Genomic DNA, 13,515 nt, shown 5'->3' with positions numbered 1-13,515 from the left:
ATCGCGATCTGCTCGACCACGTCGACGTGCTCGCAGCCGCCGTAGTAGCGGCGGCCCGGGTAGCCCTCGGCGTACTTGTTGGTGAGGACCGAGCCCTGCGCCTCCATGACCGCGACCGGCGCGAAGTTCTCCGAGGCGATCATCTCCAGCGTGGACTGCTGGCGGTGCAGCTCGGCGTCGACCGCGGCGGCGACCGCCGGGTCGAGCTCGTGCAGGGGTGTGTTCAGGACGGACATACGACTCCCTCAGCCCGCGGAGAACGCGGTGTACTCGTCGGCGGAGAGCAGGTCGCCCGGCTCGTCCGCGACCCGCACCTTGAACAGCCAGCCGCCCTCGAAGGGGGCCGAGTTCACCAGCGACGGGTCGTTCACGACGTCCTCGTTGACCTCGGTGACCTCACCGGAGACGGGGGAGTACAGGTCCGACACCGACTTGGTCGACTCCAGCTCGCCGCAGGTCTCGCCGGCGGACACGGAGTCACCGACCTCGGGAAGCTGGACGAACACGACATCGCCGAGCGCGTTGGCCGCGTGCTCCGTGATGCCGACCGTCGAGACGCCGTCCTCGGCGGCCGACAGCCACTCGTGCTCCTTGCTGTAACGCAGCTCGTTGGGGTTGCTCATGGCCTGGATTCTCCTGTACGCGCGGGAGTGCTGTGGAAGGGGGGGGACTACTGGTGAGCTGGGACGACGGGCACGAGGCGGTGCCGCGGCCCTCCGGCCAGTGTCTACTTCTGACGCTTGTAGAACGGCAGCGCCACGACCTCGTACGGCTCGTGACTGCCCCGGATGTCCACACCGACACCGGCCGTGCCCGGCGTGGAGTACATGGCGTCGACGTAGGCCATCGCGATCGGCTTGCCCAGCGTGGGGGAGGGGGCCCCGGAGGTGACCTCGCCGATCACCTTGCCCTCGGCGACGACGGCGTACCCGGCGCGGGGGACCCGGCGGCCTTCGGCGATCAGGCCGACCAGGACGCGCGGCGGCTCGTGGTTCGCGTGCTCCGCGGCCTCACGCAGGGCCGCGCGGCCCACGAAGTCGCCCTCCTTCTCGAACTTCACCACCCGTCCGAGGCCCGCGTCGAAGGGGGTGAGGGAGGTCGACAGCTCGTGCCCGTACAGCGGCATGCCCGCCTCCAGCCGCAGCGTGTCGCGGCAGGACAGCCCGCAGGGGACCAGCCCGACGCCCTCGCCCGCCTTGGTCAGTGCCTGCCACAGCTCGACCGCGTGCTCCGGCTTCACGAACAGCTCGAAGCCGTCCTCGCCGGTGTAGCCGGTCCGGGCGATCAGGGCCGGTACGCCCGCGACCGTGCCGGGCAGCCCGGCGTAGTACTTCAGGCCGTCGAGGTCGGCGTCGGTCAGGGACTTCAGGATCCCGGGCGACTCCGGTCCCTGGACGGCGATCAGCGCGTAGGCGTCCCGGTCGTCACGCACCTCGGCGTCGAAGCCGGCGGCGCGCTCGGTCAGCGCGTCCAGCACCACCTGGGCGTTGGAGGCGTTGGCGACCACCATGTACTCGGTCTCGCCCAGCCGGTAGACGATCAGGTCGTCCAGGATGCCGCCGTCGGCCCGGCAGATCATGGTGTAGCGGGCCCGGCCCGGCTTCACACCGCCGATGTTGCCCACCAGGGCGAAGTCCAGCAGGGCGGCGGCCTGCGGGCCGGTGACGGTGATCTCGCCCATGTGGGAGAGGTCGAAGAGCCCGGCCTTCGTGCGCACGGCGGTGTGCTCGTCGCGCTCGGAGCCGTAGCGCAGGGGCATGTCCCAGCCGGCGAAGTCGGTCATCGTCGCGCCGAGCGAACGATGCAGGGCATCGAGCGCGGTGTGACGGAGTTCTCCTGTACTGCTCACAGTCGGTCGTCTCCCAGGGCAATGACGGGCGAGGTCGTTCCTCCCCATCTGTCATCGGAACCTGAGAGGTTCGCCATGACCGCACGGGTCGTGACTTGCACCTTGGGTGGGGCCACCCCTGTCATACGCCAGGGGCGACCCGCTTTTCAGATGTGCCTCGCCCGCGCGGTAACGGGGCCTGAGAGATTCAAGGGAGGGACTTGCTCCTTCGGCGCCCCAGCGACAGCTGCTGCTGGGGACTCTCCCGCGCGGATTCAAACGGCCGGTATGCAGTTGGCGCGCACATCATTGCACGCATCCTTCCGGCGCGGCAGGGGGACCTTTCCCAGGGAGTGCACGAGTCCCGCCCGCCGGACATGGCGACCTGTAGCAGCCCTGTTGCAGGACAAGAACGTAAATGAGAGGCCTGCGGCATTACCTTCTCTTTACACTCGGCGGGGATGGGACTCCGTACCTGGCCCCAGGGGAGGACGATCACGGTGAACAGGACCACCGCGTACGCGACGACGGGCATCGCGCTGCCCGAGCAGCCGGCCGCACCGGCCCGGGCGGTCCGCGCTCCGGCGCCGGTCGTCCGCGACCTGCGCGACCGGGCCGGCCGGAGCCCGCACGCGCTGCTGTTCGGCCCCCGCGACCTGGTCGTGGTCACGGGCCTGCCGGGCAGCGGCAAGTCCACGCTGATGCGGCGCACCGTGCCGGACCGGCGCATCGACTCCCAGGACACCCGCGACCGCTGGGCCCGCCGCATGCCGCGCGCCCTGCCGTATGCGCTCTACCGCCCGCTCGTCCGCCTCGCCCACTACGCCGGGCTGCGGCGCGCCCTGCGCACGGGCGAGGGCGTCGTCGTGCACGACTGCGGCACGCAGGCCTGGGTCCGCCGCTGGCTCGCCCGCGAGGCCCGCCGCCGGGGCGGCGCCCTGCACCTCCTCCTCCTCGACGTCAGTCCCGAACAGGCCCTGGCCGGCCAGCGCGACCGGGGCCGCGGCGTCTCGCGGTACGCGTTCCTGCGCCACCGCGCGGCAAGCACCCGCCTCCTGCGCGCGGTGGAGCGCGGCGACCTCCCCACCGGCTGCGCCTCGGCCGTGCTGGCCGACCGGGACGCGGCGAACGGCCTCCGCAGAATCGGCTTCACGGGCTGAGCCCGCGCGGTCGTCCCCAAGCCGGCCTTCCTCCTGCCGCCCGGCGTCCGTCAGCCGTTAGCCTTTTCAGCTACAGCAGTGGTTCCAGGCAGGCGGTAGGCAGATGGACATCCCGGCGGACTTCTCCGCGGACTTCCCGGCGCAGACGCAGACCCACCCGCACGGCGGTTGGCCCGGCAACGAGCTGGAGGAGGTGCTCTCGGCCTCCCTCGGCGCGGGACCGGCGGCCGGCGGGCGGATCGTCGAGGTGCTCGGCCGGAGCTTCGTGTGGATCCCGCTGCCCAACGGCGGCGGCCCGCACAGCGGCCCCCTCGACCTGCCCGGCATCGAGATCGACGGCCAGGCGTTCGTGCCGGTGTTCAGCTCCGAGGAGCAGTTCCGCCAGGTCACCGGCGCGCACATGTCGTACACCATCGCGCCCGCCGTGGAGTTCGCCCGGGGCCTGCCGCCGCACGCGGGGATAGCCGTCAACCCGGGCGGTGTGGTGGGCATCCCCCTGCCGCCTGCCGCCGTGGCCGAGCTGTGCCGGGCCGGCCGGACTCCGCTCGACGGCCCCGCGAGCGGCGGACGGGTCCGGCTCTTCGAGCCCGACTGGCAGGACGACCCGGTGGACTTCCTGGCCGCCGCTGCCTCCGAGTTCGAGGCGACCGGCGTCGTCGTCTCTGCCCGCCGCTGCCTCGCCGTGATCGAGACGGCCGACCCCGTGATGTTCGTCGGCGTCGAACTCTCCCAGTGGGAAGGCGACCTGCGCGTCCTCCCCCTTGACGCCCTCACCCGCGCCGTCACCGCCGCCCCGGCCCCCTGGCCGGTCAACCTGGTGCTCCTCGACGTGACGGAGGACCCGGTGGGCAACTGGATGCGAGACCGGGTCCGGCCCTTTTTCCAGCGGTAGGCCGGTACCCCAGGGGCGCGGGGAACTGCGCGAGAACCCCCCACGGCCCGAGGCCGCGATACGACCCCAAGCTCCGACCTCTCGCGCGGGCTTAAGCTAGGGCACCGTCGAGGCGTTGTACGAAGGGGCGGTAAAGGTGAGCGCGAGCGGCACGGCCGCGGCCGGACAGGTCGAGCACATGCTGCGCCAGGTCACGCCCGGGCGTTACGACGCCTACGAGGCACTCCTGCGCGCGCTCGCGACCCCGCACAGCGGCCAGATCTGGATGCTCCTGTGGCACGGCCAGGCCGGCTCCCCCGACGCCCAGTACGGGAACATGGACGTCGACGGCCACGGCTACGCCCCCTGCGTGACGTCCGCCCAGGAGCTCTCCGCCAGCGGCTGGAACCGCTCGTACGAGGTGATCGACGGACTCGACGTCGCCCGCGCCCTCTACCCCGACCACTACGGCCTCTGGCTCAACCCGCACGCCCCCGGCGGCGGTGTCGGCATCCCGTGGCTCGACCTGCGCCGGATCGCCACGGGCCTGGACCGCCAGCCCGCCGGACCCCTGCGCCTGTCCGAACCCGCCATCGAGATCCCGCAGTTCTACGCCCTGCTCGCGCAGAACGCCCACCGCACCCCGGCCGTCCGCTCGCTGCGCCGCGCCTGGGTGCAGCCCGCGCTCGGGGCGCCGTACCTCGCCATCGGGCTGGACGTGTACGACACCTCGCCGCCGGCCGTGGACTCCGTGCGCGCGATGATGCAGCAGTCCCTCGGCGCCGTACCGGACGGGCTGCCCGTGTCGACCGTCGCCATGTCCGACGAGCACGACCCGGTCGCGATGTGGCTGCGCGAGAAGGCACGCCCCTTCTACGACCGCGAGGCCCACGCCACGGCGCCCGTCCAGGCCCCGGCTTCCGGCTACGGCTACCCGCCGGCCCAAGGCCGGTACTGAGAGCTTCGCCCGCCCGCATCTACCGGGCGGGACAGAGGGCGCGTCTTCGCGCGTAGATGGCGGCGAAATAATCTAGCCTGCGTCAGATGTCCAGGTCTGTCTGCGACCGATCCCCGTCGCCCCTTGTCCGGATAACGGAATCCCGCAGACAGCATCACGTTTGCGCATCCTTTCATCGTCAAGTCTGGCAGCGAAACGCTGAAGCGTTGAAGACTCCCCGCACCAGGGGAGTTTCGCCCCTGCGTACGACGGACTGATCACGCCGCTACAGCGGAATGCGCGGGCCGGCCACCGCCGGTTGAGAAGAGGGGTCCCTGCCTGATGACGGCACCATTGCACGAGCCGACCGCGGAAGCGGCTCCGAGTGCGGCCGAGGAAGCGGCAGTTGTCGGCGCCGGTGTGAAAGCCGTGCAGGGCCGTTCTCTGGGCCGGATCGCCTGGGAGCGCCTGAAACGGGACAAACTTGCCCTGGCGGGTGGCGTCATGGTGCTCGTGCTCATCGCGATCGCCCTCCTCGCACCGGTCATCACGAGCCTCGTGGGTCAGGACCCCGAGGCACACCACGAGGACCTGATCGACCCGCTGTTCGGCACCCCCACGGGAGCGCTGGGCGGCATCAGCGGTGATCACCTGCTGGGTGTCGAGCCGGTGAGCGGCCGTGACATCTTCGCCCGCATCGTCTACGGCGCCCGGATCTCACTCCTCGTGGGATTCCTGTCCGCGATCGTCGCCGTCGTGATCGGTACCGTCCTGGGCGTCCTGGCGGGCTTCTTCGGCGGCTGGGTCGACGCCGTCGTCAGCCGTGTGATGGACGGCTTGCTGGCCTTCCCGCAGCTGCTGTTCATCATCGCCCTGGTCTCCGTCATGCCGAACGAGATGCTGGGGCTGACCGGCACCGGCGTGCGTCTGTTCGTGATGATCCTGGTCATCGGCTTCTTCGGCTGGCCCTACATCGGACGCGTGGTGCGCGGCCAGACGCTCTCGCTGCGCGAGCGGGAGTACGTCGAGGCGGCCCGATCGCTCGGTGCCGGGCGGTTCTACATCCTTTTCAAGGAGCTGCTGCCCAACCTCGTCGCACCCATCATCGTGTACACGACGATGATGATCCCCACCAACATCCTCACCGAGGCGGCACTCAGCTTCCTGGGTGTGGGTGTCAAGCCCCCCACGGCCTCCTGGGGGCAGATGCTGTCGAGCGCGATCGACTACTACGACTCGGACCCCATGTACATGGTGGTCCCGGGCATGGCGATCTTCATCACCGTCCTTGCCTTCAATCTCTTCGGTGACGGCGTGCGTGACGCGCTCGACCCGAAGGGTTCCCGCTGAACTGCCGTACAAACAGCGACCCGTGACACCTGGCACGGGGTCTCTCATCTATCCGGAGGATCCGAGATCGTGACTACCCAACGCACCTCAGGGCGGCGCAAGCAGGCCATGGCCGCTGCTGCCGTGGTCGCCGCACTGCTGACCACGGCGGCGTGCGGCGGCGGCAACGACAACGAGGGGTCGAAGGACGGGGCGGCGGGCTTCGATGCCGCGAACAACAAGGTCGCCCAGGCCTCGCTCGCCAAGAAGGGCGGCACCCTGAAGTTCGCCGGTGCCCAGGACGCCGACTCGTGGGACACCACGCGCGGCTACTACGGCTTCATGTGGAACTTCTCCCGCTACTACAGCCGTCAGCTCGTCACGAGCAAGACGGAGCCGGGCAAGGCCGGCACCGAGCTGACCCCGGACCTCGCCACCGGGCTCGCCAAGATCTCGGACGACGGCAAGACCTACACGTACACCCTGCGTGACGGGGTCACGTGGGAGGACGGCAAGCCGATCACGTCCAAGGACATCAAGTACGGCATCGAGCGCGTCTGGGCGCAGGACGTGCTGTCCGGCGGCCCGGTCTACCTGAAGGACGTGCTCGACCCCAAGGGCGAGTACCAGGGCCCGTACAAGGACAAGTCCGCGGACAAGCTGGGCCTGAAGGCGATCGAGACGCCCGACGACCGGACCATCGTCTTCAAGCTGCCGCGGGCCAACTCCGACTTCGAGGAGATGCTGGCCCTGACCTCGGCGTCCCCGGTCCGCCAGGACAAGGACACCAAGTCCAAGTACGGCCTGCACCCGTTCTCCTCGGGCCCGTACAAGTTCCAGTCGTACAACCCGGGCAAGGACCTGACGCTGGTCCGCAACACCGAGTGGAAGCAGGCCTCGGACCCGATCCGCAAGGCCAACCCGGACAAGATCACGGTCAAGTTCTTCTCCAACGCCAACGACATGGACGCGCGCCTGATCGCGGGCGACTACGACCTGGACATCAACCAGACCGGTATGTCCCCGCAGGGCCGCACCACCGCCCTGAAGCAGCACAAGGGCAACCTGGACAACCCGGTCTCCGGCTACATCCGTTACGCGGTCTTCCCGCAGAGCGTGAAGCCGTTCGACAACATCGAGTGCCGCAAGGCCGTGATCTACGGCGCCGACCACGTGTCGCTGCAGACCGCCCGCGGCGGCCCCATCGCCGGTGGTGACATCGGCACCAACATGCTGCCGCCGGCCGTCCCGGGCGCCGAGGGCCAGAAGTACGACCCGTACGAGCTCGCGGGCGCCAACAAGAAGGGCAACGCGGCCAAGGCCAAGGAAGCCCTGAAGGCCTGCGGCAAGCCGAACGGCTTCAAGACCACCATCGCGGTCCGCAACAACAAGCCGGCCGAGGTGGCCACCGCCGAGTCCCTCCAGGCCTCGCTGAAGAAGGTCGGCATCACCGCCGACATCGACCAGTACGACGGCTCGCAGAGCTCCGGCATCATCGGCAGCCCCTCGAACGTGAAGAAGAAGGGCTACGGCATCATCATCATGGGCTGGGGCCCGGACTTCCCGTCCGTGCAGGGCTACGGTCTGCCGCTGTGGGACAGCAGCTACATCCTGGAGAGCGGCAACAACAACTTCGCCCTGATCAAGGACAAGACCATCGACGGTCTGTTCGACAAGTACGTCACCACGCTGGACGACGCGGGCAAGACCAAGATCGCCACGGAGATCAACCACAAGGTCATGGAGGGCGGCTACTACCTGCCCTTCGTCTTCGAGAAGTTCATCAACTGGCGTTCCAGCCGCCTGGCCAACGTCTACACGACGGACGCGTACAGCGGCATGTACGACTTCGTCAACCTCGGCCTGAAGTCCGCGAAGTAACCGGCACACCCGCCGTACGGCACGAAAGGCAGGTGAAGGCCGGCGCGGCGTGACCCAGGGCCACCGGAAGAACTCCGGTGGCCCGAGGTCCGCAGCGGGCCGAGATCTGTGCTCGCTTACCTGATCAGGCGGCTGTTCGCCGCCGTAGTGATGCTCGCGGTCATCATCATGGTGGTCTTCGGCATCTTCTTCCTCGTCCCCAAGTGGGCGGGCGTCGACATCGCCAGCAGCTTCGTGGGCAAGCAGGCCGACCCGGCGGCCGTCGAGGCCGTGCGCCAGAAGCTGGGTCTGGGCGAACCGATCTTCGTCCAGGTCTGGGAGTTCTTCAAAGGCATCTTCGTGGGCCGCACCTACGCGGCCGGCGGCGACGTCACCCACTGCGCCGCACCGTGCTTCGGTTACTCATTCCGCAGTGAACAGGCCATCTGGCCGGTACTTACCGACCGCTTCCCGGTGACCCTGGGACTCGCGCTCGGTGCGGCCGTGCTGTGGCTGCTGTTCGGTGTTGCGGCGGGTGTCCTCTCCGCGCTCAAGCGGGGCAGCATGTGGGACCGCGGTGCGATGGTGATCGCCCTCGCGGGTGTCTCCCTCCCCATCTACTTCACCGGGCTGCTCAGCCTGGCGATCTTCTCCTACGGGCTGGGCTGGATCAACGCCGAGTACGTGCCCCTCGAGGAGAGCTTCACCGGCTGGCTCGGCGGCATGATCCTCCCGTGGGTCACCCTGGCGTTCCTGTACGCCGCGATGTACGCCCGGATCACCCGCGCCACCATGCTGGAGATCCTCGGCGAGGACTACATCCGTACCGCCCGTGCCAAGGGCATGCGCGAACAGGTCGTCATCCGCAAGCACGCCATGCGCTCGACGATGACACCCATCCTGACCATGCTCGGCATGGACCTCGGCGCCCTCATCGGCGGCGCCATCCTGACCGAGACCACGTTCAGCCTGCCCGGCCTGGGCCAGGCCGTGCTCAACGCGATCAAGAACCAGGACCTGCCCATCATCCTGGGCGTCACCCTGATCACCTCCGTCGCGGTGCTCATCGCCAACCTCGTGGTGGACGTCCTGTACGCCGTGATCGACCCCCGAGTGAGGCTCGCATGACCGAACTCAGCAAGACCGGAGCGGCCGTGGGCGAGCCCACGAGTGACTCCACGGCACCGACCGCCTTCCTGGAAGTGCGCGACCTGAAGGTGCACTTCCCGACCGACGACGGCCTGGTCAAGTCCGTCGACGGGCTCAGCTTCCAGCTGGAGAAGGGCAAGACCCTCGGCATCGTGGGCGAGTCGGGCTCCGGCAAGTCGGTGACCTCGCTGGGCATCATGGGTCTGCACACCGCCGGCCAGTACGGCAAGCGCAAGGCGCGGCTCTCGGGCGAGATCTGGCTGGACGGCACCGAGCTGCTGTCCGCCGACCCCGACCACGTGCGCAAGCTGCGCGGTCGTCAGATGGCGATGATCTTCCAGGACCCGCTGTCCGCGCTGCACCCGTACTACACGATCGGCCAGCAGATCGTGGAGGCGTACCGGATCCACCACGACGTCAGCAAGAAGGTCGCCCGTCGCCGGGCGGTCGAGATGCTCGACCGCGTGGGGATCCCGCAGCCGGACAAGCGCGTCGACAGCTACCCGCACGAGTTCTCCGGCGGAATGCGCCAGCGTGCGATGATCGCGATGTCGCTCGTCAACAATCCCGAGCTGCTCATCGCGGACGAGCCGACGACCGCCCTCGACGTGACCGTCCAGGCGCAGATCCTCGACCTGATCCGGGACCTGCAGAAGGAGTTCGGCTCCGCGGTCATCATCATCACCCACGACTTGGGGGTCGTCGCCGAGCTCGCCGACGATCTCCTCGTGATGTACGGCGGACGCTGCGTCGAACGGGGCCCGGCCGAGCAGGTGTTCTACGAGCCCCGTCACCCCTACACGTGGGGTCTGCTCGGCTCGATGCCGCGCCTCGACCGTGAGCAGCAGGAGCGCCTTATCCCGGTCAAGGGTTCCCCGCCCTCCCTGATCAACGTCCCGTCCGGCTGCGCCTTCAACCCGCGCTGCCCGTACGCCGACGTCCCGAAGGACAACATCACCCGCACGGTCCGCCCCGAGCTGACCGAAGCCGGAAGCCAGCACTGGGCCGCCTGCCACATGAGCAGGGAGCAGCGGGAGCGGATCTGGATCGAAGAGATTGCGCCGAAGCTGTGAGCGAGAACTCCAAGGACACCGTTGTGACCACTCCCGCCAAGAGCGACGGCACGGAGGCGAACGCATCCGGCGCGGCGACCCTCACCAAGAACGCGGCGTCGGGCGACATCCTGCTGAAGGTCACCGGGCTGCAGAAGCACTTCCCGATCCGCAAGGGGCTGCTTCAGCGGCAGGTCGGTGCGGTGCGCGCGGTCGACGGCATAGATTTCGAGGTCAGGGCCGGTGAAACCCTCGGTGTCGTGGGCGAGTCGGGCTGCGGCAAGTCGACGATGGGCCGGTTGATCACGCGGCTGCTCGAACCCACCGCGGGAAAGGTCGAGTTCGAGGGCCAGGACATCACGCACCTCGGTGTCGGCGGCATGCGTCCGCTCCGCCGGGACGTGCAGATGATCTTCCAGGACCCGTACTCCTCGCTGAACCCGCGCCACACCATCGGCACGATCGTCGGCGCCCCCTTCAAGCTCCAGGGCGTCACGCCCGAGGGCGGCATCAAGAAGGAAGTGCAGCGGCTGCTCGAGGTCGTGGGCCTCAACCCCGAGCACTACAACCGCTACCCGCACGAGTTCTCCGGCGGTCAGCGCCAGCGCATCGGCATCGCCCGCGCGCTCGCGCTCAATCCGAAGCTCGTCGTGGCCGACGAACCGGTCTCCGCGCTCGACGTGTCGATCCAGGCCCAGGTCGTCAACCTGCTCGACGACCTCCAGCAGGAACTCGGCCTGACGTATGTGATCATCGCGCACGACCTGTCGGTCGTCCGGCACGTCTCGGACCGTATCGCGGTGATGTACCTCGGCAAGATCGTCGAGTTGGCCGACCGGGACCAGCTCTACCGGTCGCCGATGCACCCGTACACCAAGGCCCTGCTGTCGGCGGTGCCGATCCCGGACCCGCGGCGCAAGTCGGCCAAGAGCGAGCGCATCCTGCTCAAGGGCGACGTACCGTCGCCGATCTCGCCGCCGAGCGGCTGCCGCTTCCACACCCGGTGCTGGAAGGCCACGGAGATCTGCAAGACGACCGAACCGGCGCTCGTCGAGCTGACGCCCGGCCAGCGGGTCGCCTGTCATCACCCGGAGAACTTCGAGGACCAGGCCCCGCAGGACACCGTGCTGCTCACCGCGGCGAAGGAAGCCGCTGAGCTCGTTCCGGACGAGGTGCTGGAGGAGTCCGCCCAGACGTCCGCGGCCGTGGCCGAGGCCTCTTCCGAGGAGGGCACCTCCGCTGCCGATAACGGCGACGCCACCGGCTCCAAGGCCTGAGCTCCCGGCTCTCCAGCCTGTCGCCGCGCCGCGACCACGACGACCGAAGGGCCGGCAGATACTCTGCCGGCCCTTCGGTGTTCACCGGCCTTCGGGCAGATCAGCCGCACAGTCGCTTCCCGGCCGGAACCGGGACGTGCCTCCGGGATGGGGCGTAGCCCGACCGCAGGGGAAGATGTCCGGGTGCTCCAGCAACTCTTCAGCCCGTCCGTCCAGCACACGCTCGACCTCATCGGCATCTTCGTCTTCGCGATCTCCGGCGCCCTGCTGGCCGTGCGCAAGAACTTCGACGTGTTCGGCATGGCCGTCCTCGCCGAGGTCACCGCACTGGGCGGGGGGCTGTTCCGCGACCTGGTCATCGGAGCCGTACCGCCGGCCGCCTTCACGGACCTGGGGTACTTCCTCACCCCGCTGCTCGCCACGCTGCTCGTCTTCTTCCTGCACCCCCAGGTGGAGCGCATCCAGACCGCGGTGAACGTCTTCGACGCGGCCGGCCTCGGCCTGTTCTGCGTCGCCGGCACGATCAAGGCGTACGAGTACGGGCTCGGCCTGACCGCCTCCGCCGGTCTGGGGCTGACCACCGCCGTGGGCGGCGGTGTGCTGCGCGACGTCCTCGCCAACGAGGTCCCCTCCCTGCTGCGCTGGGACCGCGACCTGTACGCGGTCCCGGCGATCGTGGGCTCAGCCCTGGCGGCCCTGTGCATCCGCTACGACGCCCTGAACCCGCTCACCAGCGGTGTCGCGGTGATCACCGCCTTCGTACTGCGCCTGCTCGCGATGCGGTATCACTGGCGAGCTCCGCGGGCCTGGCACCGGCGGTCGACGGTGAGCGAGGAGGAGCAGCCCGTCCTGCCGTGACCCGGCCGATGCCCATCTGCTGGGTGAGCCAGCGGAACGCCGGGACCACCTGCGGCCGCCACAGCGCCATGTTGTGGCCGCCCGCGCTCTTCGGGATGTACACGACGTGCACGGTCGTCGGGGCCTTCGCGGCCTGCCGCATGGCCACGGCGTCCTCGTAGCCGTCGTGCGGCTGGCCGGAGAGGTACAGCGCGATCCGCGGCGGGACGGACGCCCTGCGCAGCATCAGCAGTGGGTTGTTCTCGGAGCGCAGGGCGGGGCTCTGCGCGGTCAGCGAATCGCGTTCGCCGCTCGGGTCGTTGTAGCCGGACATGCTGACGGCGGCCCGGTAGCGGTCGGGATGGGCGACGGCGAGCCTCGTCGCGCAGTGCGCCCCGGCCGAGTAGCCGGCGACGGCCCAGCCCTGCGGCGCGGACTGGGCGCGGAAGTTGTCCATGACCATCTTGGGCACGTCGACGCTCAGCCAGGTGTCGGCGTCGACCGTGCCCGTGACGTTGGCGCAGCCGGTGTCCACGGCGGCCAGCAGGTTGGTGCGGGGCGCGACCAGGATGAACGGGGCCACCCGGCCGTCGCGCATCAGCGGTTCCAGCTGCTCGTGCGCGTCCAGCGAGCCGAACCACGCCTTCGCCGAGCCGGGGTAGCCGGGCAGCAGCTCCACGACCGGGAACCGGTGGTGCCGGTAGGCCGGTTCGCCGTACTGCGGCGGCAGCCAGACGTAGACCTCGGCGTTCACCCCCGACACCCGGCCCGCGAGCTGGGTCACCCGCACCCCGCCGGCCGCGCCCATCCCGGGTCCGCCGGCGGGCTCGAAGGTCTGGTGCACCTTGGGCAGCCGTGTGAGCGCGATGCCGCCGGTGCCGTCGGCGCCCAGATCGGCCGCCTGCTCCACATGGTCGCCGGTGCCGAGCAGGTCGCCCCAGTTGTCGTACAGGTTGTCGGCGTTGTTGACCAGGGTGAAGACCAGGGCCACGGCCGTCCCCTGTGCGAACAGCAGCATCAGCGCCCGGGCCGCGAGACGCAGGACCCGGTGCCCGCGGATGCGCGACCAGAGGACCAGCGGCAGGACCAGGGCGGCGACGGACAGGACGAGCAGGGTGCAGAGGAACGGCGTTCCGGTGAGGCTCATGCCCCTACAGAGGACGGACGACGTGCGTGGGTTTACGGATGAGTCGGACACTTACCGAGAAATTGCCC

At 69.4% G+C, this 13,515-nt stretch carries 12 protein-coding genes, 1 pseudogene and 2 riboswitches; of the genes and pseudogenes, 9 read left to right on the top strand and 4 right to left on the bottom strand.

The genetic code is table 11. The features are described 5' to 3' along the window. From ABT116_RS06470 to gcvT, 3 genes and pseudogenes are all read right to left on the bottom strand, one after another. A pseudogene (locus ABT116_RS06470) lies at positions 1-236 on the bottom strand (serine hydroxymethyltransferase); the annotation flags it as partial. Positions 237-245: 9 nt separating this feature from the next. Further along, positions 246-623: a glycine cleavage system protein GcvH gene (gene gcvH, locus ABT116_RS06465; RefSeq protein ID WP_351628677.1), complete on the bottom strand. Its 378-nt coding sequence runs from the start codon at positions 621-623 to the stop codon at positions 246-248. Positions 624-727: 104 nt separating this feature from the next. Continuing rightward, on the bottom strand, positions 728-1,897 hold the full coding sequence (gene gcvT / locus ABT116_RS06460) for a glycine cleavage system aminomethyltransferase GcvT (RefSeq protein ID WP_502983826.1): 1,170 nt from the start codon (positions 1,895-1,897) through the stop codon (positions 728-730). After that, a riboswitch (glycine riboswitch) is annotated at positions 1,888-2,005 on the bottom strand. Its footprint overlaps the gene before it by 10 nt. Beyond that, positions 2,006-2,106: riboswitch (glycine riboswitch) on the bottom strand. Positions 2,107-2,328: 222 nt separating this feature from the next. Here gcvT and ABT116_RS06455 point away from each other — a divergent pair. The 9 genes from ABT116_RS06455 to ABT116_RS06415 all read left to right on the top strand — a co-directional run bounded on the left by ABT116_RS06455 (position 2,329) and on the right by ABT116_RS06415 (position 12,321). Then, entirely contained in the window at positions 2,329-2,988 is a 660-nt protein-coding gene (locus tag ABT116_RS06455) for an AAA family ATPase (protein WP_351628672.1), read from the top strand. Positions 2,989-3,091: 103 nt separating this feature from the next. Then, entirely contained in the window at positions 3,092-3,880 is a 789-nt protein-coding gene (locus ABT116_RS06450; protein ID WP_351628669.1) for an enhanced serine sensitivity protein SseB, read from the top strand. A gap of 136 nt (positions 3,881-4,016) precedes the next feature. Further along, positions 4,017-4,817: an enhanced serine sensitivity protein SseB C-terminal domain-containing protein gene (locus tag ABT116_RS06445; protein WP_351628668.1), complete on the top strand. Its 801-nt coding sequence runs from the start codon at positions 4,017-4,019 to the stop codon at positions 4,815-4,817. 321 nt (positions 4,818-5,138) lie between these two features. Continuing rightward, a complete protein-coding gene (locus ABT116_RS06440; protein ID WP_351628666.1) occupies positions 5,139-6,146 on the top strand; it encodes an ABC transporter permease in 1,008 nt (335 codons plus the stop codon). A gap of 69 nt (positions 6,147-6,215) precedes the next feature. Further along, positions 6,216-8,006 carry an ABC transporter substrate-binding protein gene (locus ABT116_RS06435; protein WP_351628665.1) on the top strand — a complete coding sequence of 597 codons (1,791 nt, stop codon included), beginning with the start codon at positions 6,216-6,218 and terminating at the stop codon, positions 8,004-8,006. Positions 8,007-8,114: 108 nt separating this feature from the next. Continuing rightward, positions 8,115-9,113: an ABC transporter permease gene (locus tag ABT116_RS06430; protein WP_351628662.1), complete on the top strand. Its 999-nt coding sequence runs from the start codon at positions 8,115-8,117 to the stop codon at positions 9,111-9,113. After that, positions 9,110-10,207: an ABC transporter ATP-binding protein gene (locus tag ABT116_RS06425; RefSeq protein WP_351628659.1), complete on the top strand. Its 1,098-nt coding sequence runs from the start codon at positions 9,110-9,112 to the stop codon at positions 10,205-10,207. Before ABT116_RS06430 ends, ABT116_RS06425 begins: the two co-directional genes overlap by 4 nt. Before the next feature lie 23 nt (positions 10,208-10,230). After that, a complete protein-coding gene (locus ABT116_RS06420; protein WP_351628651.1) occupies positions 10,231-11,463 on the top strand; it encodes an ABC transporter ATP-binding protein in 1,233 nt (410 codons plus the stop codon). Between the two features lie 183 nt (positions 11,464-11,646). Further along, positions 11,647-12,321, top strand: coding sequence for a trimeric intracellular cation channel family protein (locus tag ABT116_RS06415; RefSeq protein WP_351628649.1), 675 nt, complete (start codon positions 11,647-11,649; stop codon positions 12,319-12,321). Here ABT116_RS06415 and ABT116_RS06410 read toward each other — a convergent pair. Then, entirely contained in the window at positions 12,212-13,447 is a 1,236-nt protein-coding gene (locus ABT116_RS06410; protein ID WP_351628646.1) for an alpha/beta hydrolase, read from the bottom strand. The two genes, ABT116_RS06415 and ABT116_RS06410, sit on opposite strands and share 110 nt — an antisense overlap. Positions 13,448-13,515 lie beyond the last annotated feature (68 nt).

The sequence above is a fragment of the Streptomyces sp. NPDC002130 genome (assembly GCF_040296465.1).
Taxonomy (GTDB): Bacteria; Actinomycetota; Actinomycetes; order Streptomycetales; family Streptomycetaceae; genus Streptomyces.
Note: the sequence above shows the minus strand (reverse complement) of the source record. Positions and strands in the feature narration are given on the sequence as shown.

What these genes read in the sequence shown, in the direction of transcription:
- gcvH (WP_351628677.1), bottom strand. Translation starts at nt 623, where the DNA reads ATGAGCAACCCCAACGAGCTGCGTTACAGCAAGGAGCACGAGTGGCTG.
- gcvT (WP_502983826.1), bottom strand. Translation starts at nt 1,897, where the DNA reads ATGGGGAGGAACGACCTCGCCCGTCATTGCCCTGGGAGACGACCGACT.
- ABT116_RS06450 (WP_351628669.1), top strand. Translation starts at nt 3,092, where the DNA reads ATGGACATCCCGGCGGACTTCTCCGCGGACTTCCCGGCGCAGACGCAG.
- ABT116_RS06440 (WP_351628666.1), top strand. Translation starts at nt 5,139, where the DNA reads ATGACGGCACCATTGCACGAGCCGACCGCGGAAGCGGCTCCGAGTGCG.
- ABT116_RS06425 (WP_351628659.1), top strand. Translation starts at nt 9,110, where the DNA reads ATGACCGAACTCAGCAAGACCGGAGCGGCCGTGGGCGAGCCCACGAGT.
- ABT116_RS06410 (WP_351628646.1), bottom strand. Translation starts at nt 13,447, where the DNA reads ATGAGCCTCACCGGAACGCCGTTCCTCTGCACCCTGCTCGTCCTGTCC.